This is a genomic window from Bradyrhizobium semiaridum (assembly GCF_020329505.1).
Lineage (GTDB): Bacteria > Pseudomonadota > Alphaproteobacteria > Rhizobiales > Xanthobacteraceae > Bradyrhizobium > Bradyrhizobium semiaridum.
Window position 1 is genome coordinate 403,270 of record NZ_JAGKJJ010000001.1, and the last position, 20,423, is coordinate 423,692.

Sequence of the window (20,423 nt, forward strand, 5' to 3'; positions counted from 1 at the left end):
TACCCATGGAAAGCATGCCGGTGCGGCGAGATGATGGGTATCGCGGGCTCCGCCCATCACAGCTACGTCTTGTCGGGCGGATTCTCGCGCAGGAAGCGTTCGAGGTCGGGCTGCACGGAGTATGGCATCGGAACCGGATCGCCCTCGATGTCGACCGCGAGATCGAGGCAGCGCCGCAGCATCCGCGCCAGCTCGCTGCGCCGGTAGGGCTTCATCAGCAGCGGGATGCCATGGCCGGCGCCCTGCAGCGGCAGCGCGCCGTCGCTATAGCCGGATGTGAACAGCACCCGGAGCGTCGGCCGCCCGGCCATCAGCGTCTCGGCCAGTTGCCGGCCGTTCATGCTGCCGGGCATCACGATGTCCGTGAACAGCAGATCGAACGCAGCGCCGCCCTTGGCGATCTCGAGCGCGGCATCGGCGTTCGCCGCGACCAGCGCCTTGTAGCCGAAGCCTTCCAGTTGGCCGATGACGTAGTCGCGGATTCGAGGGTCATCCTCGACACACAGGATGGTCTCGGCGCCGCCGCGGATCGGCTGATCATCCTCCTCGGCCGCCCGCGGCGCGGTGCGGTCGGCCTTCGGCAGATAGATCCGGAACGTGGTGCCGCGCCCCTCCTCGCTCTGCACCTCGATCCCGCCGCCGCTCTGCTTGACGAAGCCGAACACCATGCTGAGGCCGAGCCCGGTGCCCTGGCCGACTTCCTTGGTTGAGAAGAACGGATCGAAGATCTTCTCCAGATGCGACGGCGAAATGCCGGTGCCGGTGTCGCTCACCTCGATGACGAGATGGTCGCCCGCCCGCTCGACGCCGCGCGCCACCGCCTCGCGGATGCCGAGCTGGACGTTGCGGGTGGCAAAGCTCAGCGTGCCGCCCTCGGGCATCGCATCGCGCGCATTGATGCCGAGATTGACCAGCGCGGCCGAGAGCTGGCTGCGGTCGACGAAGGCCAGCCAGGCGTCGCGGCCGAGCTCGGTCGTGATCGCGACCTGCGAGCCCAAAGTCTGCGACAACAACCGCACCACATCGCCGATCAATTCGTTGACGTCGGTCTCGGCTGGCTGCAGCGGCTGCTTGCGGGCGAAGGCCAGCAGGCTCGAGGTGAGCTGCGCGCCGCGATCGGCGGCGTCGCTGATCAGCTTGGCGATCGCCGCGAGCTGCGGGTTTTCCTTGACGCCGTCGGCGAGGATCTCGATCGTGCCGGTGATGACAGTCAGCATGTTGTTGAAATCGTGCGCAATGCCGCCGGTCAATCGCCCGAGCGATTCCGTCTTCTGTGCCTGGATCAACTGCTCCTCGGCGATGCGCCGCTGGGTGACGTCCCGGACGAAGGCGTTGACGACATAGCCGTCGCCGCGCTTGAGCGCGTTGAGCGACACCTCGGCGTAGAATTGCCGGCCGTCACGGTGCAGCGACGGGGATTCGTAGCGCATGCCCATGCCGCCGGCCGCGGTCTCCTGCAGGAAGCGGACGACCCGCTGGTGGTTCACTTCCCGCAGCTCTTGCGGAACCATGAGGTCCACCGCGCGGCGCCCGAGCGCCTCGGACCGCGCCCAACCGGTCATCGCCTCGGCCTGCGGGCTCCACTCCAGAACGACGCCGTCCTGATCGGTCTGGATGAACGCATCGAGCGCGGTCCTGATGATGGCCTGCGCCATCTGCTCGCTCTCGACCAGCGCCTGATGCGCGCGCCGCTGCGCGGTGATGTCGTGCAGCACCGCGACCGCGCCGCGCAGCTGGCCGGCATCGTCGCGCAGCGGCCGCGCGTTGGCCAGCAGACAGACATCCGGACCTGACGGCCGAACTTTCACGACCAGTTCGAGATCATCGATCTCCTCGCCGCGCAACGCGCGCGCCAGCGGCGACTCGGCAATCGGCATCGCGGTCGTGCCGTCGGCGTAGCAACACTGGAAGGTCCGCGCATCGGTCAGGCTGTTGAAGCCGGCCTCGACGGCGAACAGGCGGCGCGCGGCGGCGTTGACCACCACGACGGCACCAGTCTCATCCGCCACCACGACCGGATCGCGGATGCTCTCGACGGTTTTCTCCAGCAGGTTCTGCCTGCTGCCCAACTGCGCCGACAGCACGGCGAGCGCGCCCGTCAAGCTTGCAATCTCGTGACGTGCCGCGTCGCTGCGCTCCGCGGCCTGCGTCACCTGCGCGAGCGGCTTCGAGCGCGACCTGCCAATGATCTCGGCAGTCATCAGCACTACGGCGATTGCGCCCGCAGCGAGCAGAAGGCCCGGCCAGGAGAAGCCATGGATAGAGCCCAGCGCCAGCAGCATCGCGACGGCCGGGAACGTCACCCCGAGCGCCAGACGGCCCGACAACTTCATCCCGACCAACTCATCGTGATCAGCCACACCGGAGACAGGAAAAGGAAAAAAGGAAATTCGGAAAGGATCGTCGGCGCCGGGAAATGTCCGGTGGCTGCTGTCGTGTTTGATTAGCCGAATCCGGCCCGGCAATCCGCCAATTTCGCATCCGTAGAATTACGGAGACATGCTCCGGCGCTCCATGACCGCGTCCTCACCCACAGCTGTCATCGCCCGGCTTGACGGGCGATGACGGCGAGTATGCTGGTGGGGCCGTTCGCCGCTGCTCTCGCAGGGACGACAGCAGTGCTACCTACGCCGCCCGGCGCTCGCGGAGCGCATCGCCGAAGGCCTCGAACAGAGCGCGGTTGATCGGATTGCGCTGCGGGTCGTACTCGGCGTGCCACTGCACGCCGAGCGCAAATCCCGGCGCATCGGCGATGCGGATCGCCTCGATGGTGCCGTCCTCGGCAACTCCCTCGATCACGACGCGCTCGCCGGGCACGAGAATGCCCTGCCCGTGCAGCGAATTGACCCGGATGGTCTCGCGGCCGAGAATCCTTGCGAAGGCGCCGCCGGGCGTCAGCGTGACGTCGTGGCGGTCGGCGAAGATCACCGTGGGATCGGGATGGATCTCGCCGTTCTCGAGCCGCGGCATGCGATGGTTCATGCGGCCGGGGATTTCGCGGATCTCGGGATGCAGCGAGCCGCCGAACGCGACGTTCATCTCCTGCAGGCCGCGGCAGATGCCGAAGATCGGCACGCCGCGCGCAACGCAGGCCTCCGACAGCGCCAGCGCGACATCGTCGCGGTGCAGATCATAGGGCTCGTGAGCTGCGCAGGGTTCGGTGTTGAAACGGGTCGGATGGACATTGGCGCGGGCGCCGGTCAGCACCACGCCGTCGACGACGTCGAGCAAGGCGCCGACATCGGTGATTTCAGGGCTTCCCGCGAACATCAGCGGCACCGCGCCCGACACTTCAGCAACCGCGCGGAGGTTGCGCTCTCCGACCATGTGGACTGTGAAGCGATTCTCGATGCGATGGGCGTTTCCGATCACGCCAACCACGGGCCGTCTCATTCGTCAGATCTCACATTCAAGTCTTGCGAAATGAATTTTCTATCTTGGGAGCGATTCCGAGACGATCATGCCTTCGAGTTCCCGCAGGATCAACTGCGATGTCTGCAAGCGGCGGCATGCGGCCCTGCGCAGAATGGCCGCGGCAGCTCGAAAAGCGGTCAGTTTCGCGAAAATGCCGCCCCGGCATCGATGCTCTCGACGCCGGGCAGACCCGCGGCCCGGAGCGCCGAGGCGGCGGGACCGTTGCCGCCATCGACCCAGGGCAGCCGGGCCCTGATCCCGCGCGTGACGGGCTCACCGAGCCTGCCGCCGAAATCGAGTGGCCAATAGCCGTTCGGCACCACCTCGGCGGTGAGCCCGTGCAGCCGGAACCCGTTGCCCAGCACGGCCTCGCTGTCGTCGGGCGACACCGCCCGCGCGGTGCCGGGATCGGCCGGGTTGCCGAACGTCACCAGCACCGGGATCAGCTTGCCGGTCACCGGCACCACGCCGCTCTGATTGCTCATCGTGCTGAACGCGACGCGGCCGCCGCGGGCCTCGGTGTAGGCGCGCAGCGCGACGTAGCTGATGTCGTCGAGGGCGGTCGCCTTGTCGACATGCGCCAGCAGCGCGACCAGGTTCTTGCCGCCGCCGAGATCGACATACACTGCATCGCCCGCGGTGCGGGTGTGGCCGCCGCGGCTGTAGCCACGGTCGGGATGCACGGCGAGCACGCCGGAGGCGGACTTGATGCCGTCGGGCGTCTCGACCTCGACCGAGAGCCGGTACTTGTGGCCGGGCCGGTGGATCCGGATCTGGTCGCCGACCACAAGCGCAGCGAGCAGAGCGAGCGGCCCGAGCCATTTCAAAACCATATCCGCCCTCGCCCGTGTCTCGAGCTTGCCGTTTCCACCCCGATCGATCTTTCGTCCCGCTTGGCACATCCGGGATGCCAGCGTCAAACCGCCGTGCCGTCGCAGCTTGATCCCTGCGGCTTTTTCGCGACAAAGTGGCGAGGCACCGGCGCGAGAAGGAATCACCTGTGACAGATTCGGCTGACAATCGCCTGCAGGCGCGCAACGACATGGCTTGGGCGATCGCCGTCGGCGGCATCGGCGTCCTGCTGTTCGCTGCGCTGCTGGTCTTCGCCTGGCATTACGCCGCCACGCTGTTCCTGCTGTTCGCCGGCATGCTGCTCGGCGTCGGGCTGAACGCGATGACCGCCCTGCTCGGCCGCCTGGCAGGACTGCCGCACGCATTGCGGCTCGCGATCGTCTGCCTGGCGCTGGCGGGGCTGCTCTCCGGCATCGTATTCCTCGGCGGCACCACCATTGCGCAGCAAGCCACCGTGCTGACCAACACCATCAAGTCCCAGCTTGGCAGCGTGAAGGAGTTCCTCGAGCAGCACGGCGTCGATACCAGCTATTTCGACTTCAGCAACGCCGCCGCCGAAGCGAAGCCGGAAGGCACTGTGGTGACGACCACCACGGCACCGGCGGCGCAGCAGAGCCATGGCCTGCCGAGCGGCGCAAGCGCACTGGCCTCGAGCGGCGGCGCCATCATCGGCCAGACGCTGAAGGTGCTGCTCGGCACCGTCAGCGTGGTCGGCAACTTCTTCATCGTGCTGTTCCTCGGGCTCGCCTTCGCGGCGCAGCCGAGCATCTACCGCGCCGGGCTGCTGTTCATCGCGCCCGCGAAATACCGCAGCCAGGCGACGATCATCGTCGATCGCATCGGCGAGACGTTGGAGCGCTGGCTGATCGCGCAGATCATCACCATGGTCGCGGTGTTCCTCGTCACCTGGATCGGGCTTGCGATCATCGGCATCCCGAGTTCGTTCATCCTCGGCATCCAGGCCGGTCTGCTCGCCTTCATCCCGACGGTCGGCGCGATCCTCGGCGGATTGATCGTGGTGCTGGCAAGCCTTGCGAGCGGCTGGATCGCGGCGCTGTCCGCCTTCATCCTGTTCCTCGGCGTGCACGCGCTGGAAAGCTACGTGCTGACGCCGATCATCCAGCGCCAGGCGCTCGACATCCCGCCGGCGACGCTGTTCGCGTTCCAGATCCTGCTCGGCGTCGTGTTCGGCGTCTGGGGTCTGGCGCTGGCATTGCCGCTGATGGCGATCGTCAAGGTGATGATCGACCACTTCAAGGCGGAGGAGACGGCGCGGTCGCGCGCCGCCTGAGGCTCTCAGGCGAACAGCAGCACGGTGCCGGCGATCATCAGCATGACGCCGATCAGCATCAGCAGCGGCCAGCGGCGCTTCGGCTGCGCGTAGCGGCCCTGCGCGCGCCGTTCGTCGATCAGCGCCCGCTCATATTCGTCGGAGTTCGAGAACAGACAGGCGAAGCCGCCGCGCGCCGAGGCGGCCGACGCTTCGAGCGATATCAGGGCAGCCTGCGGGTTGCGGGTACGGAACGACTCCATGCCGAAAAGCATGGGATCGAATGGTTAACGCCTGGTTACGTCCAGCCCTACGCGGTGACAGGCTTGTGCCGCGCCGACGCCGGCAAGCCGGCCGTCTTGCGCCGCCAGTTCTCCAGCGACAGCGGCAATTCCTCTGCCGCCTCGACGCGGTTGCGGCCGCCGCGCTTTGCCTGGTAGAGCGCGGTGTCGGCCGAGGCCAGCAGCACCTCGAGCTCGGTGCCGGCGGGTCCGCCCGCGACGCCGATGCTGACCGTGGTGTCGACGGCGCCCTCTTCGCAGACGATGTTGCTGGACTCGAAGGCTTCGCGCACCCGCTCGGCGACCAGCACGCCCTCCTCGAGCGAGCACGGCAGCAGCGCCGCGAATTCCTCACCGCCGATGCGCCCCGACAGATCACTGATCCGCAAATTGTTGACCACGACGGCGGAGAACAGTTTCAGGATCTCGTCGCCCGCCGGGTGGCCGAAGCGATCGTTGATCGACTTGAAATGATCGATGTCGAAGATCATCACCGTGACCGGGCGGCCGGCGGTGGCCTCGCGTTCGATCACCCGCGCGCAGGCCTCGGAGAAGCCGCGCCGGTTCAGCATACCGCTCAACGGATCGATCGACGCCGCGGTCTTGTGCACGGCGACCGCGCGGTCCGACACCATCATGAAGATCACGAACACCGTGCCGATCGCGTACAGCACGAGCTCGATCGCGAACAGGGTGACCCAGAAGCTGCTGGCAAAATTCTCGTCATGCGGCCGCAGCAGCGCGCCGATCAGGATCGGGATCATCAGGGCGCAGCCATGCACGACCGGGACGACGATCGCGGGCCAGCGCTTCTGCATCGCGCGGCGGCGCTCGCTCCACAGTTCGGCTGCGGTCAGCGCGGCATAGATCGCGACGATCGCAGCGCCGATGATCAGCCGCAGCGCGGGATCTTCCACCGTCGTTACCGCGCCGATCCAGGCGATCGGGCCGAGCACGAGCCCGGGCAGATTGGGCTTGCGGCCGTGGAAGATGCGTGAGGCGTTCCAGACCATGCCGCAGGCGGCAAAGCCGACCGCATGCAATCCGAGCAGGACCGGAGCCCCCAGCGCGGGACCGCCGATCGTCCACAGCGCAACGGAGGCCGCGCCGAGCAGATAGGCGGTGCCCCACCATTTCAGCGCCGGAATGCTCTCCTGGCGGCCGAACAACAAGAGCATGGCGCCGAGCATGCTCGCGACCATGGTAGCGAACAGATACAGTGTCGACGTGTCGAACGACATGATTGACCCAGCCCGCTGTGATGCAACAATCGCAGGCGCGATTTTTAAATGTGATGCGGCGCTACTGCTGAGGCGCACGCTAGGACGGGCCGAGTTCCAATTTCGTTTGTATGCACAGCCAAGTTTCGTGAAAATCTGCGTCAATTCGCATCTAACCGCGCAGCAAAAAAGGGCGCCTCGCGGCGCCCTCTTCAACTCTGTGCTCGCGGCAATTGCCGCAAATTTTGGTTCGCGAATTAGCGCTTCGAGAACTGGAAGGACTTGCGGGCCTTCGCCTTGCCGTACTTCTTGCGCTCGACCGCGCGGGAGTCACGGGTCAGGAAACCGCCCTTCTTGAGCACGCCGCGCAGCTCCGGCTCGAAGTTTGTCAGCGCCTTCGAGATACCGTGACGGACAGCGCCGGCCTGGCCGGACAGGCCGCCGCCGGCGACGGTGCAGATCACGTCATACTGGCCGTTGCGGGCAGCGGCGACCAGCGGCTGCTGGATCATCATGCGCAGCACCGGGCGGGCGAAGTAGACTTCGAACTCGCGGGTGTTGACCGAGATCTTGCCCGAGCCGGGCTTGACCCAGACGCGGGCGACGGCGTCCTTGCGCTTGCCGGTGGCATAGGCGCGATTGAACTTATCGACCTTCTTGACGTATTTCGGCGCCCCGGGAGCCGCCGGCTTGACCTGCGCGAGCTGGTCGAGGGACTGCAACGTATCGGACATTATGCGGCCCTCGTGTTCTTGCGGTTCAGGGAAGCGATATCGATCTTCTCGGGGCTCTGCGCCTCATGCGGATGATCGGCACCGGCATAAACGCGCAGATTGCCCATCTGCATGCGGCCGAGCGGGCCGCGCGGGATCATGCGCTCGATCGCCTTCTCGACGACGCGCTCGGGGAAGCGCCCCTCGAGGATCTGCTTGGCGGTGCGCTCCTTGATGCCACCGATGAAACCGGTGTGCTTGTAGTAGGTCTTCTGGTCGCGCTTGCGGCCGGTCAGCACCACATGCGCGGCGTTGACGATGATGACGTTGTCACCGCAATCCACATGCGGGGTGTAGGTGGGCAGGTGTTTGCCGCGCAGGCGCATCGCAACGAGGGTGGCGAGACGGCCGACGACCAGACCCTTGGCGTCGATCACGACCCACTTCTTCGTCACTTCGGCGGGCTTGGCCGAGAACGTGCTCATGGTGAAATCCGTGAAAAAGGAAATCGGCGCCGAATGCGCCGAACTGGGCAGGCTTCTAGAGAAGGTACCGGCGCACGTCAACGCTTGTGCGTGCAAATTAGGCCAATCAGAACAAAGGCTTAAAAATATGGTGTTATATTACCAGAAAAAAGCCTACGTATTTGGAATGGAATAGGTCGCCGTCACATGGGCGATCGGATCGGGCGACGAGCCCGACAGCAGATTGACCTCCCCGACCGCGAGCCGCTTGCCGAGTTTCAGCAGCCTTGCCACCGCCAGCACGTCCTGCCCCGGCTGGCCCTTGCGCAGGAAGTTGATGTTGAGGTTGGTGGTGACGGCGAGGCCGACCGGGCCGATCGCCGACAGCAGCACCACATACATCGCGAAGTCGGCGAGGCCCATCAAAGTGGGGCCGGACACCGTGCCGCCGGGCCGCAGCATCCGCTCGCTGAAGCGCTGGCGCAGCAGCGCGGTCTCGCCATCGGCACTTTCGATCTTGATATCGTCGCCGCTGAATGCCTGCGGAAACTCCTTGCGCAGGAACTCCTCCAGATCAGCCACGCTCATTTTCGCTGTTGCCATGCCATGCCCGCCCTCGCGTCTGCTCGCCTGTTACATTAAATAGTCATCGAGGTCATAATGGAATTTCACCATGTCCGCTCAAGCCGTCCGCGCAGCAGCGCCGCAAATCCCGATCCTGCTTCGTGAGAAAGTCGGCAGTATCGCAATACTGACGCTCAATCGCCCTGCGGCCCGCAACAGCCTGTCGGAAGGCATGATCGCCGAGTTGCACGGGGCACTGAACGAGATCCGCGACGACCACAGCGTCCGCGGCGTCGTGCTCACCGGCAACGGCCCGGCCTTCTCGGCCGGCCACGACATGAAGGAGCTCACCGCGCGCCGCAGCGACGCCGATCGCGGCCGCGCCTATTTCGCCGAGATCATGAACGCCTGCAGCGCCATGATGCAGGCGATCGTGCATCTGCCGAAACCGGTGGTCGCTTCCGTCCAGGGCATTGCAACTGCGGCCGGCTGCCAGCTGGTAGCAAGCTGCGACCTCGCGGTCGCCTCCGAAGCTGCGAGCTTCGCGACGCCGGGCGTCGACATCGGCCTGTTCTGCTCGACGCCGATGGTGGCGCTGTCGCGCAACGTGCCGCGCAAGCAGGCGATGGAGATGCTGCTGACCGGCGAGCCGATCTCTGCCGCCACCGCGAAAGATATCGGCCTGGTCAACCGCGTGGTGCCCGCCGGCACCGAGCGCGACGCAGCGCTCGCGCTGGCGCAGAAGGTCGCGCTGAAATCGGCCTATACGGTCAAGCTCGGCAAGGAGGCGTTCTACCGCCAGGCCGAGATGAATCTCGCCGACGCCTATCGCTTCGCCGCGGAGGTGATGACCGAGAACATGATGGCGCGCGACGCCGAGGAAGGCATCGGCGCCTTCATCGAGAAGCGCGAGCCGAAATGGCAGGACAGATAACGCGTCACGGCATAACTGGATATCTCTTCACAAATGAACCACGACGCCTACGACGACAATTACATCCGCAGCATTCTCAACGGCGTGAAGTCGATCGCGATGGTCGGCGCCTCGCCGGTCAATGTGCGTCCGAGCTACTTCGCGTTCAAATATCTGGCGCAGCGCGGCTACGACATGATCCCGGTCAATCCCGGCCATGTCGGCAAGACGCTGATGGGCAAGCCGTTCGTCGCCTCGCTCGCCGACATCGGCCGCCCGATCGACATGATCGACATCTTCCGCAATTCGAGTCACATCATGCCCGTGGTCGAGGAGGCGCTCAAGCTGTCGCCGCCACCAAGGGTGATCTGGATGCAGCTTGGCGCGCGCGACGATGCCGCCGCCGAGAAGGCCGAGGCCGCGGGACTCAAGGTGGTGATGAACCGCTGCCCGAAGATCGAGTATGGCCGGCTGTCGTCGGAGATCTCCTGGATGGGCGTCAATTCGCGCACGCTGAGCGCCAAGCGCGCGCCGGTGCCGACGCAGGGCATGCGGCTGTCGCTGAATCGCACGAGTTTCGGCGGCGGCCAGACTGCGGCATCCGACCGCGCCGCGAAAAACAAAACCGAGTCGACCTGACGTACCGGCGGAATATTCCTCGCGATCGCGCTATATGGGGCAGCATGCCCGTTTCAAACACGTGGGCGCTTGCCGACGCGGCTTGACGACGGACGCCGCCGCCATCAGCATGCCGCGCATTTTCGAACAACAGGACGCTAGCTAATGACCGATCGCCTTCCGGGTTTCTCCACCATCGCCGTGCACGCCGGTGCACAGCCTGATCCGACCACCGGCGCGCGGGCGACGCCGATCTACCAAACCACGTCCTTCGTGTTCAACGACGCCGATCACGCCGCCTCGCTGTTCGGCCTGCAGGCGTTCGGCAACATCTATACGCGGATCGGCAACCCGACCAATGCGGTGCTGGAAGAGCGCGTCGCCGCGCTCGAAGGCGGCACCGCGGCGCTCGCCGTCGCCTCCGGCCATGCGGCGCAGGTCGTCGTGCTGCAACAGCTGATGCGGCCCGGCGACGAGGTGCTCGCCGCGCGCAAACTCTATGGCGGCTCGATCAACCAGTTCACCCACGCCTTCAAGGCGTTCGGCTGGAACGTGGCCTGGGCCGACCCTGATGACATCGGCAGCTTCGAGCGCGCGGTGACGCCGCACACCAAGGCGATCTTCATCGAGTCGATCGCCAATCCCGCCGGCAGCATCACCGACATCGAGGCGATCGCGGCGATCGCACGCAACGCCGGCGTGCCGCTGATCGTCGACAACACGCTGGCTTCGCCCTATCTGATCAAGCCGATCGACCACGGCGCCGACATCGTGGTGCACTCGGCGACCAAATTCCTCGGCGGTCACGGCAACTCCCTCGGCGGCATCATCGTCGACGCCGGCACGTTCGATTGGGCCAAGGACAACAAATATCCGATGCTCAGCGAGCCGCGCCCGGAATATCACGGGATCCGGATCCAGGAGACCTTCGGCAATTTCGCCTTCGCGATCGCCTGCCGCGTGCTCGGCCTGCGCGACCTCGGGCCCGCGCTGTCGCCATTCAACGCCTTCATGATCCTGACCGGCATCGAGACGCTGCCGCTGCGCATGCAGAAGCACTGCGACAACGCCAAGGCGGTGGCGGAATTCCTCTCCGCGCATCCCGCGGTCTCGGCGGTGAACTATGCCGGCCTGCCCGGCGACCGCTACAACAATCTGCAGCGCAAATATTCCCCGAAGGGCGCCGGTGCGGTGTTCACCTTCAGCCTCAAGGGCGGCTATGACGCGGGCGTCAACCTGGTGTCGAACCTGAAGCTGTTCTCGCACCTCGCCAATGTCGGCGACACCCGCTCGCTGGTGATCCACCCGGCCTCCACCACGCACAGCCAGCTCGACGATGCCGCCAAGGTGAAGTCCGGCGCGGCGCCCGACGTGGTGCGGCTCTCGATCGGCATCGAGGACAAGGAAGATCTGATCGAGGACCTCGACCAGGCCCTGCGCGCCTGATCCGGACCGATCGCCGGGGCGGTGCACCGTATCGCTCCGGCCGTTTTGGCCGAAACATTAACGCTCATTCCGGCATAAAGTGGCAGTGATAGGCTCCGGATGATTCGGGAGACCATTGATGCTGCGCTGGATGATGCCGCTCGCGATCGCGCTTGTCGCGGTTCCGCCTGCTGAGGCCGCCGACGTCCCCTCGGCCACCGGGAAGGCTCCGCCGACCTATGCGCGCGTCGGTCGCCAGCTCGTTGTGGTCGAGCCCAAGGTGGTCGTGGTGCCGCTCAACTCCGAGCCCTACATCCCGCACGTGCCGGGCGAGCCGCTGCTGCCGGGGTCGTCGTCGCTGCCCGGCTACTACGGCAACTCCCGTTCCTACAGCTATCTCGGCCCGTATTACGGCGGCGCCTATGTCGACTATTGGGACCGCCTGCCCTACGCCTGCGGCGTCTACGGTTATTGCTAGCGCGGGACGATCGCGTGGCACGAACGCCGCAGAAGCCCAGCACCGCACCGTCAGGCAACGCGATCACCGCCGATCTCGTCGCCGTGCTGGTCGCCGTCACCGACGGCACGCCGAAGATCATGACCATCGCCGGCGGCTCGGCGCTGCCAAGCGGCCCGTTCGAGTTCAGCCACCGCTCGCTGCAAACCGCACTGCGGGCCTGGGTCGAGGCGCAGACCGGTCACCCGCTCGGCTATGTCGAGCAGCTTTACACGTTCGCCGATCGCGGCCGCTCCGGCGACGCCAGGACGCCGCACAGCGTCTCGATCAGCTATCTCGGCCTGACCCGCGAGGACCAGGTCGGCGAAGGCTTTGAGGCGCACTGGACCGGCTGGTACGGCTATTTCCCGTGGGAGGACCACCGCGCCGGGGTGCCGCCGTTCCTTGCCAAGGTCATCACGCCGAAGCTGAAGGCCTGGGCGAAGTCGGCGCCGTCGCCCACCCTGCAGCGCGAGCGCTGGCAGCGCTGCGCCATCAATTTCGGCCTCGACGACCGCGCCTGGAACGAAGAACTGGTGCTGCAGCGCTATGAGCTGCTCTACGAGGCCGGCCTGATCCCGGAAGCCGGCCGCGAGCATGGCCGCGACACTGCTGTTGTGCCGGGCAAGCCGATGACCGCCGACCACCGCCGCATCCTCGCCACCGGGATCGCGCGGCTGCGCGCCAAGATCAAGTACCGCCCGGTCGTGTTCGAGCTGATGCCGGCCGAGTTCACCCTGCTGCAACTGCAACGCAGTGTTGAGGCGCTCGCAGGCCGGCTGGTCCACAAGCAGAACTTTCGCCGCCTCATCGAACAACAGGAACTCGTTGAAGAAACTGGCGCAATGGCCGCCGATACCGTCGGCCGCCCGGCCAAGCTGTTCCGCTTCCGCCACGCCGTGCTGGCCGAACGGGCGGTCGCCGGCACCAAGCTGCCGCTGACGCGCACTTGACAGGCCTTATGCTCAGGATAAGTATAAGCCATCTTATGCTCACGGAGAGTATAAATGGCAACCGTCGACACCGCGCTGCTCGAGCGCACCGCACCGCTCTACGAGCGCGTCAAACGCGTCATCCCGCCCTTCGAATGGGCCACCTTCGCCGAGGACGTCGATGCGATCCTCGCACTGAAACGCCGCCGCAACGCGGTGGTGCTGGCGCATAATTACCAGACGCCGGAGATCTTCCACGGCGTCGCCGATATCGTCGGCGACAGTCTGTTGCTGGCGCGCGAAGCAACGAAAGTCGATGCCGACGTCATCGTGCTCGCGGGCGTGCACTTCATGGCTGAGACGGCAAAGCTGCTCAACCCGGCCAAGACCGTGCTGATCCCCGATCTCGGCGCCGGCTGCTCGCTGGCGGATTCCATCACGGCCGAGGACGTGCGGCTGATGCGCGCGCGCTATCCGGACGCGCCCCTGGTCGCTTATGTCAACACGTCGACCGCGGTAAAGGCAGAGTCCGACATCTGCTGCACCTCGGGCAATGCGCTGAAGGTCGTTGAATCGCTCGGCGCCGAGCGCGTAATCATGCTGCCGGACGAATATCTGGCGCAGAACATCGCCAAGCAGACGAGCAAGAAGATCATCGCGTGGAAGGGCCACTGCGAGGTGCATGAGCTGTTCACGGCCGACGACGTGCGCCAGCTCCGCGAGGCCCACCCCGACGTCACGGTCCTTGCGCATCCGGAATGCCCGCCGGAGGTTGTCGCCGAGGCGGACTATGCCGGCTCGACCGCCGGGATGCAGTCATTCGTGGAGACCAAGCGTCCGCCGCGCGTGGTGCTGCTGACGGAATGCTCGATGAGCGACAACATCGCAGCCCGGAATCCAGACATCGAATTCGTCCGGCCCTGCAATCTCTGCCCGCACATGAAGCGGATCACGCTGAAGAACATCCGTCACGCGCTGGAAACCAACCGGCACGAGGTCACGATCGACCCTAACATCGCCGACCGCGCACGGCGGAGCGTCGAAAGGATGCTGGCAATATGAGCACAGATGTCATCGATCTGAGCGGCCGCCCCGTCATCATCGGCGGCGGCGCCGCGGGCCTGATGACCGCGCTCGAGCTCGCGCCCGAGCCGGTCGTGCTGCTGTCAAAATCGCCGCTCGGCGCCGAAGCCTCCAGCATGTGGGCGCAAGGTGGGCTTGCTGCCGCCGTCGGCGACAACGACAGCCCTGCCCTGCATCTCGCCGACACACTCGCCGCCGGCGCAGGTCTCTGCGACGAGGCCGCTGCTGGACGGATCGTCGATGCGGCCCCGGCAGCAGTCGAACGTCTCGCTAGGCTTGGCGTCGCTTTCGACCGGCGAGCCGACGGAAGCTGGCGCCTCGGGCTCGAGGCCGCGCATGGCCGCAACCGCATCGTTCACGCCACCGGCGACGGCACCGGGCGCGAGATCATGCGCGCGCTGATCGCAGCCGTCAGGCGCACACCGTCGATCACGCTGCTCGAAGGCGTCGAGGCGCGGCGGCTGCTGGTCGAGGACAACGCGGTCAGGGGCGTGCTCGCCGCGAACGGTCGCGGCCCGCTGACGATCGCCACCAACCGCGTCGTGATCGCCACCGGCGGCATCGGCGGACTGTTCGCCGACAGCACCAATCCCGCCGGATGCTTCGGCCAGGGCCTCGCGCTCGCGGCCCATGCCGGCGCAAGACTCGCCGATCTCGAATTCATCCAGTTCCACCCCACCGCCTTCGACGGTCCGTCGCGGCCGATGCCGCTGCTGACCGAGGCGATCCGCGGCGATGGCGCAGTGCTGATCGACGAGAACGGCGAGCGCTTCATGGCCGATCAGCCCGGCGCCGAGCTTGCGCCGCGCGACATCGTCGCGCGTGCGGTGTGGCGTCACCGCGCCACGGGGCATCGCACCTTTCTCGATGCACGCCTGCATCCGGGCGCGGATTTCGCCCAGCGCTATCCCGTGATCAGCGCGTTCTGCAAAATGGCCGGGATCGACCCCGCCAGCGATCCGATCCCGATCCGGCCGGCGGTCCACTACCACATGGGCGGCATCGCCGTTGATGCGGAGGGACGCAGCACGGTACAGGGCCTGTGGGCCTGCGGCGAAGCTGCGCGCACCGGCTTGCATGGCGCCAACCGGCTCGCCAGCAACTCGCTGATGGAAGCGATTGTCTGCGCGCAATGGGTCGCCGCAAGCATTGGTGCCGCAAGCGAAGGTCCGCGCATCATGCTCCGCGCCGACGCTTCGCCGCCGGCAGCCGATCCCTCGGCAGTGCGCCCGATTCTCACCCATGGACTCGGCGTGTTGCGCGACCGCGCCGGGATCGCACGCGCGATCCGCAGCCTCGATCCGCTGGCGCGCCGCGAAAGCGCGGCATCCGATGCGGCGCTGGTCGGACTGATGATCGCCGTCGCCGCGCTGAAACGCGAGGAAAGCCGCGGCGGCCATTTCCGCACCGACTTTCCCGACACCGCGGCGTCAGCGGTCCCGTCCTCCCTCACACGTTCCGAAGCACTGGCGCTATCGCGCGACATCGTCGCTTCAGTTCCATCAGTCAGGAGTGCCCGGTCATGACCCTCAATCCGTTGTTGCCTTTGTTGTATGAACCGATCGTGCAGACCGCCCTGCGCGAGGACCTCGGCCGCGCCGGCGATATCACCGCGGATGCCATCGTTCCCGCGAGCCAGCAGGCCCGGCTGGTGATGCGGGCACGGCAACCCGGCGTCGTCGCCGGACTCGACGTCGCACGCTCCGCGTTCCAGATGGTGTCGCCGGTCATCGCGCTGCGCGCCGAGCGGCCCGATGGCAGCGCGGTCGAGCCGGATCAGGTGATCGCGATCATCGACGGCCCGGCCCGCAGCCTGCTGACCGCGGAGCGGACCGCGCTCAACTTCCTCTGCCATCTCAGCGGGGTTGCCACCGCGACTGCAACACTGGTCAAGGCCGTCGCCGGCACGCGCGCGCAAATCGTCTGCACCCGCAAGACCACGCCGGGACTGCGCGCGCTGGAGAAATACGCCGTGCGCGCCGGCGGCGGCGGCAATCACCGCTTCGGGCTCGACGACGCGGTGCTGATCAAGGACAACCACATCGCCCTCGCCGGCGGCATCCGTCCTGCGATCGAACGGGCCAAGGCCAATGTCGGGCACCTCGTGAAGGTCGAGGTCGAAGTCGATACGCTGTCGCAACTCGAAGAGGCACTCGCGCTTGGCGTCGACGCCGTGCTGCTCGACAACATGACGATCGAACAGATGGCGCAGGCGGTGGCGATGGCACGCGGCAAGGCGATCACCGAGGCTTCGGGCCGCATCACCGCGGCAACGGCGCCCGCGATCGCAGCGACCGGCGTCGACCTGATCTCGGCCGGCTGGGTGACCCACAGCTCGGCCGCGCTCGATATCGGACTGGACTATCTGTCCTGAGCGATCAGCCGGGCTGTCCGACGGCAACCAGCGTCGGCTCGTCCCGGACGGTCCGGCGTGCGGCGAAGCGCTCGACCTGCAGCACCGCGAGCGTCAGCACGACGATCGCGACCGCCTGGTGCGTCAGCGCCAGATCGATCGGCACCTGATGCAGCAGCGTCAGGATGCCGAGCGTCGCCTGAATGGTGATCGCGGCGACGAGCCACCAGGCGCCCGCGATCACACCGCCGCCGGCGCGCGAGCGCACCGCATCGATCGCGTGCGCGATCGCCAGCGCGAACAGCAGATAGGCGGTCATGCGGTGCTCGAACTGCACCGTCAGCGTGTTGTCGAACAGGTTGCGCCACCACGGCGTTTCGAACCACAGACGGTCGGCGGACGGAATGAACGCGCCGTCGATCTCCGGCCAGGTGTTGTAGACCTTGCCCGCGCGCAGGCCCGCGACCAGCGCGCCGAAATAGAGCTGCAGGAAGGTCAGCGCGAGCAGCACCGCGCTCGTGATCTTGAGCCTGAGCGGCGCGATCAGCGGCGGCCGCTCGATGAACCGGCGCAGCGTCCAGACGATGGCGGCGAAGATCAACAGCGCCAGCACCAGATGCGTCGCCAGCCGATATTGCGACACCTCGACGCGATGCGTCAGGCCTGACGCCACCATCCACCAGCCGACCGCGCCCTGCAGCGCGCCGAACCCGAAGATGATCCAGAGCCGGCGGCCCAGCTCACCGCTGACCGCGCCGCGCCACAGGAAATACAGGAACGGCAGCAGGTAGGCGGCGCCGATGAAGCGGCCGAGCAGCCGGTGGCTCCACTCCCACCAGAAGATCGTCTTGAACTGGTCGAGCGTCATCCCGGCGTTGAGCTCGCGATACTGCGGGATGGTCTTGTAGCCCTCGAAGGCCTGCGTCCACTGCGCCTCGGTCAGCGGCGGCAGCGCGCCCGTCACCGGCTTCCATTCGACGATCGACAACCCGGACTCGGTGAGCCGCGTGGCGCCGCCGACCAGCACCATCAACGCGATCAGGGCGGCGACGGCCGTCAGCCACACCCGCACGGCACGAAGCTGCGATGTCTTTGCGGAAATACCGGCCATTTCGCCCTGACTTGATTGGAATTTCGCGCCCCTTATAGTCCGCCCCGCCAGCGGCGCAAGCGCCGCAGAAATCGCTGGGATCACGAGTCGCACATCCGCCATGGCCATACGCACCCGCAAACTGTTCGGAACCATCTTCCTGCTGATCCTGGTCGTGGTGTGGTCGCTGCTCGGCATGACCATTGCGCAGACGCCGTGGCTCGCCAATTCGGGCCTGTTGCAGGCGATCTTCTATGTCGTCGCCGGGCTCGGCTGGGTGCTGCCGGCGATGCCGATCGTCGCCTGGATGTCGCGGCCGGATCGCATCTAGCCCCGCGCGTTCTGCGTCGGCCGCACCGGCGCGAACATGATGCCCGACAGCAGCACCCGCATCATGCGCAACGAGCGATTGCGACCGTCCCACGCGATGCGCGGCAGCGCGTGCAGGTTGGTGCGTCCCTGCGGCTGGACGATTCCCGGGATGGTCGAGACGGCGCTGGCAAAGCCGGCCTGCTCCGCCATCAGCACATGGGCGCGGCGGAAAGAGTCGCGGTCGCCGAACGGAAAGGCGAAATGCTTGACCTGCCGCCGGAACGCGCTTTCGGCCACCGCCTGCCCCATCGCCATCTCGCGCCTTGCATCGGCATCGGCGAGGTTCGACAGCGCCGGGTAGTTCACCGTGGCGCCGCCGATCGTGACGTTCGGATCGGCGGCGAACCTGGCGAGATCCTGCCAGTCCAGCGAGGTGCTACGCGACACCTCGGCAATGTCGACCGAATAGCGCGTGCCGAGATCGCTCGCGGCATAGGACAGCTCGGCCGGCGGCAGCTTGCGCATCCAGCCGGACAGGAACTCGAACAGCTCGTATTTGTCGGAGAGCTTCGGGACCGCAAAGTGTCGCTCCCTACCGTCCACCATCAGGCTGATGCGGCTCTCGCGGGCGATCACCTGCTCCAGCACCAGCCACCAGGCCACGCCGACGCCGTCGGGAAATGCCGTCGGCAGGTACAGCGTGAAGGGCACGCGGTGCTTCGCAAGCACCGGATAGGCATGGGTGACGAGGTCCTTGCCGGCGCCGTCGAAGGTCAGGCAGACGAAGCGCCGCCGCTCCGGCTGCGTCACCGCGCGGCGGCAGACCTCGTCGATGCCGACGATATCGTAGCCCCAGCGCTTCAGGGCAGTGATGGTGCGATCGAGGAAGTCGGGCGTGATCTCGCGCGCGCGCAGCGGCTGAAATCGCGCCGAGCTTCGCGGACGGACCCGCTCGAAGCGCAGGATCGCCCCGGCGCCGCCGGCCGCGTGCTGGCGCAGGCGGAACGCGCCGCTGAAATAGGCGAGTTCCATGCAGGCCCGCCGCACTAGTCCATGATCCGACGTCAAGATCCCCGCCCCGTCCCGGCGGTTCGCACACACCGCCGCGGCATTGTTATTACCCTTTGTTGACATTTCCCTGCGAAGGTCGCGCCGTCGCGAACTGTAAATAATTACCTAAAACAATTGGATCCCGAGATGATCACAGCTGCGGCAATCGAAGGCCAGACGGCGGGCGCGCGGACGTGGTCGAACGCGATCCGCATCACCGGCGTCGACATCTTCCATGATCTGGCCGCGGCCGAAGCGATCTGGCGCAGCCTTGAGACAGCGGCACACTCCTTCACCCCCTATCAGCGCTTCGATTTCCTGGCCGCCTGGCAGCGCCAGGTCGGCGAACGCGACGGGCTGCGGCCGTTCATCGTCGTCGCCCATGACAGCGAGCGGCGGCCGCTGCTGCTGCTGCCGCTGGCCATCGAGTCCCGGCTCGGCGCACAGTGCGCGACCTTCATGGGCGGTAAGCATTCGACCTTCAACATGCCGCTGTATGATAAGGATTTCGCCGCCAATGCGACCGAGGCCGACCTTGCGTCCCTGCTCGCGCTGATTACGGAACGCTCCCGCGTCGATGCGCTGGTGCTGCATCAGCAGCCGCTGCGCTGGCAGGAGCTGCCGAACCCGCTGGCGTTGCTGCCGCACCAGCCGTCGGTGAATGATTGTCCGGTGCTGGCGATCGCGCCGGGCGCGGAGCCCGCGACGCTGGTCAGCAATTCGTTCCGCCGCCGCCTCAAGGGCAAGGAGCGCAAGCTGCAGGCGCTGCCCGGCTATCGCTACTACGTCGCGACCGAGAGCGCCGACGTCTGCCGGCTGCTCGACTGGTTCTTCCGCGTCAAGCCGCTGCGCATGGCCGAGCAGAAGCTGCCGAACGTGTTCGCCGAGCCCGGCGTCGAGCAGTTCATCCGCACCGCCTGCCTTGCGCCGCGCGCCGACGGCCAAGGCTACGCCATCGACATCCACGCGCTGGAATGCGACGAGGAAGTGATCGCGATCTTCGCCGGCGTGGCCGACGGTCATCGCTTCTCGATGATGTTCAACACCTACACGATGTCGGGCAATGCCAAATACAGCCCCGGCCTGATCTTGATGCGCGACATCATCGACCGGCATGCCGCCGAGAATTACCGCGCGCTCGACCTCGGCATCGGCTCGGACGAATACAAGCGGCTGTTCTGCAAGGACGACGAGGCGATCTTCGACAGCTTCGTTCCGCTCAGCCTGCGCGGCCGGCCGGCCGCAAGCGTGCTGTCGCGCCTCAACCGCGCCAAGCGCGCGGTGAAGCAAAACCCGCATCTGCTCGAGATCGCGCAGAACCTGCGCGGCATGTTCCGCTGAGGCCGGCGCTCATCCCGCCGTCACCGTGACCA

General features: G+C 66.5%; 21 protein-coding genes. 11 read left to right on the forward strand and 10 right to left on the reverse strand.

Annotated elements, in window-relative coordinates; genetic code table 11:
* Positions 1–62: 62 nt before the first annotated feature.
* From J6500_RS01840 to J6500_RS01850, 3 genes are all read right to left on the reverse strand, one after another.
* Positions 63–2,333, reverse strand: a complete 2,271-nt coding sequence (locus J6500_RS01840; RefSeq protein WP_225710952.1) for a hybrid sensor histidine kinase/response regulator — start codon at positions 2,331–2,333, stop codon at positions 63–65.
* 292 nt (positions 2,334–2,625) lie between these two features.
* Positions 2,626–3,393, reverse strand: coding sequence for a gamma-glutamyl-gamma-aminobutyrate hydrolase family protein (locus J6500_RS01845; RefSeq protein ID WP_225710953.1), 768 nt, complete (start codon positions 3,391–3,393; stop codon positions 2,626–2,628).
* Positions 3,394–3,551: 158 nt separating this feature from the next.
* Entirely contained in the window at positions 3,552–4,247 is a 696-nt protein-coding gene (locus J6500_RS01850) for a hypothetical protein (protein ID WP_225710954.1), read from the reverse strand.
* Positions 4,248–4,414: 167 nt separating this feature from the next.
* On the opposite strand from J6500_RS01850, the gene J6500_RS01855 reads away from it, so the two are divergent.
* Complete coding sequence (locus tag J6500_RS01855) at positions 4,415–5,557, forward strand: AI-2E family transporter (protein ID WP_225710955.1); 1,143 nt, start codon at positions 4,415–4,417, stop codon at positions 5,555–5,557.
* 5 nt (positions 5,558–5,562) lie between these two features.
* Here the strand turns inward: J6500_RS01855 and J6500_RS01860 are convergent, their stop codons facing one another.
* From J6500_RS01860 to J6500_RS01880, 5 genes are all read right to left on the reverse strand, one after another.
* Entirely contained in the window at positions 5,563–5,799 is a 237-nt protein-coding gene (locus J6500_RS01860) for a hypothetical protein (RefSeq protein WP_225710956.1), read from the reverse strand.
* Positions 5,800–5,846: 47 nt separating this feature from the next.
* Positions 5,847–7,061 (reverse strand): GGDEF domain-containing protein, encoded by a 1,215-nt coding sequence (locus J6500_RS01865; RefSeq protein ID WP_225711056.1) that lies wholly within the window; start codon positions 7,059–7,061, stop codon positions 5,847–5,849.
* A gap of 233 nt (positions 7,062–7,294) precedes the next feature.
* The gene (rpsI, locus tag J6500_RS01870; protein WP_225710957.1) at positions 7,295–7,771 is read right to left on the reverse strand and encodes a 30S ribosomal protein S9; all 477 of its coding nucleotides are present in this window, start codon (positions 7,769–7,771) and stop codon (positions 7,295–7,297) included.
* Positions 7,771–8,235, reverse strand: a complete 465-nt coding sequence (rplM, locus tag J6500_RS01875; protein ID WP_225710958.1) for a 50S ribosomal protein L13 — start codon at positions 8,233–8,235, stop codon at positions 7,771–7,773. Before rplM ends, rpsI begins: the two co-directional genes overlap by 1 nt.
* A 153-nt stretch (positions 8,236–8,388) precedes the next feature.
* Entirely contained in the window at positions 8,389–8,817 is a 429-nt protein-coding gene (locus J6500_RS01880) for a PaaI family thioesterase (protein ID WP_225710959.1), read from the reverse strand.
* Between the two features lie 70 nt (positions 8,818–8,887).
* On the opposite strand from J6500_RS01880, the gene J6500_RS01885 reads away from it, so the two are divergent.
* From J6500_RS01885 to nadC, 8 genes are all read left to right on the forward strand, one after another.
* A complete protein-coding gene (locus tag J6500_RS01885) occupies positions 8,888–9,712 on the forward strand; it encodes an enoyl-CoA hydratase (protein WP_225710960.1) in 825 nt (274 codons plus the stop codon).
* Positions 9,713–9,745: 33 nt separating this feature from the next.
* On the forward strand, positions 9,746–10,330 hold the full coding sequence (locus J6500_RS01890; protein ID WP_225710961.1) for a CoA-binding protein: 585 nt from the start codon (positions 9,746–9,748) through the stop codon (positions 10,328–10,330).
* A 144-nt stretch (positions 10,331–10,474) separates the two neighbouring features.
* Positions 10,475–11,755 carry an O-acetylhomoserine aminocarboxypropyltransferase gene (locus tag J6500_RS01895; RefSeq protein WP_225710962.1) on the forward strand — a complete coding sequence of 427 codons (1,281 nt, stop codon included), beginning with the start codon at positions 10,475–10,477 and terminating at the stop codon, positions 11,753–11,755.
* A gap of 118 nt (positions 11,756–11,873) precedes the next feature.
* Positions 11,874–12,212, forward strand: a complete 339-nt coding sequence (locus tag J6500_RS01900) for a hypothetical protein (protein ID WP_225710963.1) — start codon at positions 11,874–11,876, stop codon at positions 12,210–12,212.
* 14 nt (positions 12,213–12,226) lie between these two features.
* Entirely contained in the window at positions 12,227–13,183 is a 957-nt protein-coding gene (locus tag J6500_RS01905) for an NUDIX hydrolase (RefSeq protein ID WP_225710964.1), read from the forward strand.
* Positions 13,184–13,237: 54 nt separating this feature from the next.
* Positions 13,238–14,224 (forward strand): quinolinate synthase NadA, encoded by a 987-nt coding sequence (gene nadA, locus J6500_RS01910; protein ID WP_225710965.1) that lies wholly within the window; start codon positions 13,238–13,240, stop codon positions 14,222–14,224.
* On the forward strand, positions 14,221–15,771 hold the full coding sequence (locus J6500_RS01915; protein ID WP_225710966.1) for an L-aspartate oxidase: 1,551 nt from the start codon (positions 14,221–14,223) through the stop codon (positions 15,769–15,771). Before nadA ends, J6500_RS01915 begins: the two co-directional genes overlap by 4 nt.
* A complete protein-coding gene (gene nadC, locus J6500_RS01920) occupies positions 15,768–16,619 on the forward strand; it encodes a carboxylating nicotinate-nucleotide diphosphorylase (protein ID WP_225710967.1) in 852 nt (283 codons plus the stop codon). Before J6500_RS01915 ends, nadC begins: the two co-directional genes overlap by 4 nt.
* Before the next feature lie 4 nt (positions 16,620–16,623).
* On the opposite strand, the gene J6500_RS01925 is transcribed toward nadC, so the two are convergent.
* Positions 16,624–17,709, reverse strand: coding sequence for a COX15/CtaA family protein (locus J6500_RS01925; protein WP_225710968.1), 1,086 nt, complete (start codon positions 17,707–17,709; stop codon positions 16,624–16,626).
* Between the two features lie 100 nt (positions 17,710–17,809).
* Between J6500_RS01925 and J6500_RS01930 the strand changes: the two genes are divergently transcribed.
* Complete coding sequence (locus J6500_RS01930; RefSeq protein WP_225710969.1) at positions 17,810–18,019, forward strand: DUF2842 domain-containing protein; 210 nt, start codon at positions 17,810–17,812, stop codon at positions 18,017–18,019.
* Here J6500_RS01930 and J6500_RS01935 read toward each other — a convergent pair.
* Entirely contained in the window at positions 18,016–19,032 is a 1,017-nt protein-coding gene (locus tag J6500_RS01935) for a polysaccharide deacetylase family protein (RefSeq protein WP_225710970.1), read from the reverse strand. The genes J6500_RS01930 and J6500_RS01935 overlap by 4 nt on opposite strands.
* A gap of 165 nt (positions 19,033–19,197) precedes the next feature.
* Between J6500_RS01935 and J6500_RS01940 the strand changes: the two genes are divergently transcribed.
* The gene (locus J6500_RS01940) at positions 19,198–20,391 is read left to right on the forward strand and encodes a GNAT family N-acetyltransferase (RefSeq protein WP_225710971.1); all 1,194 of its coding nucleotides are present in this window, start codon (positions 19,198–19,200) and stop codon (positions 20,389–20,391) included.
* Positions 20,392–20,423 lie beyond the last annotated feature (32 nt).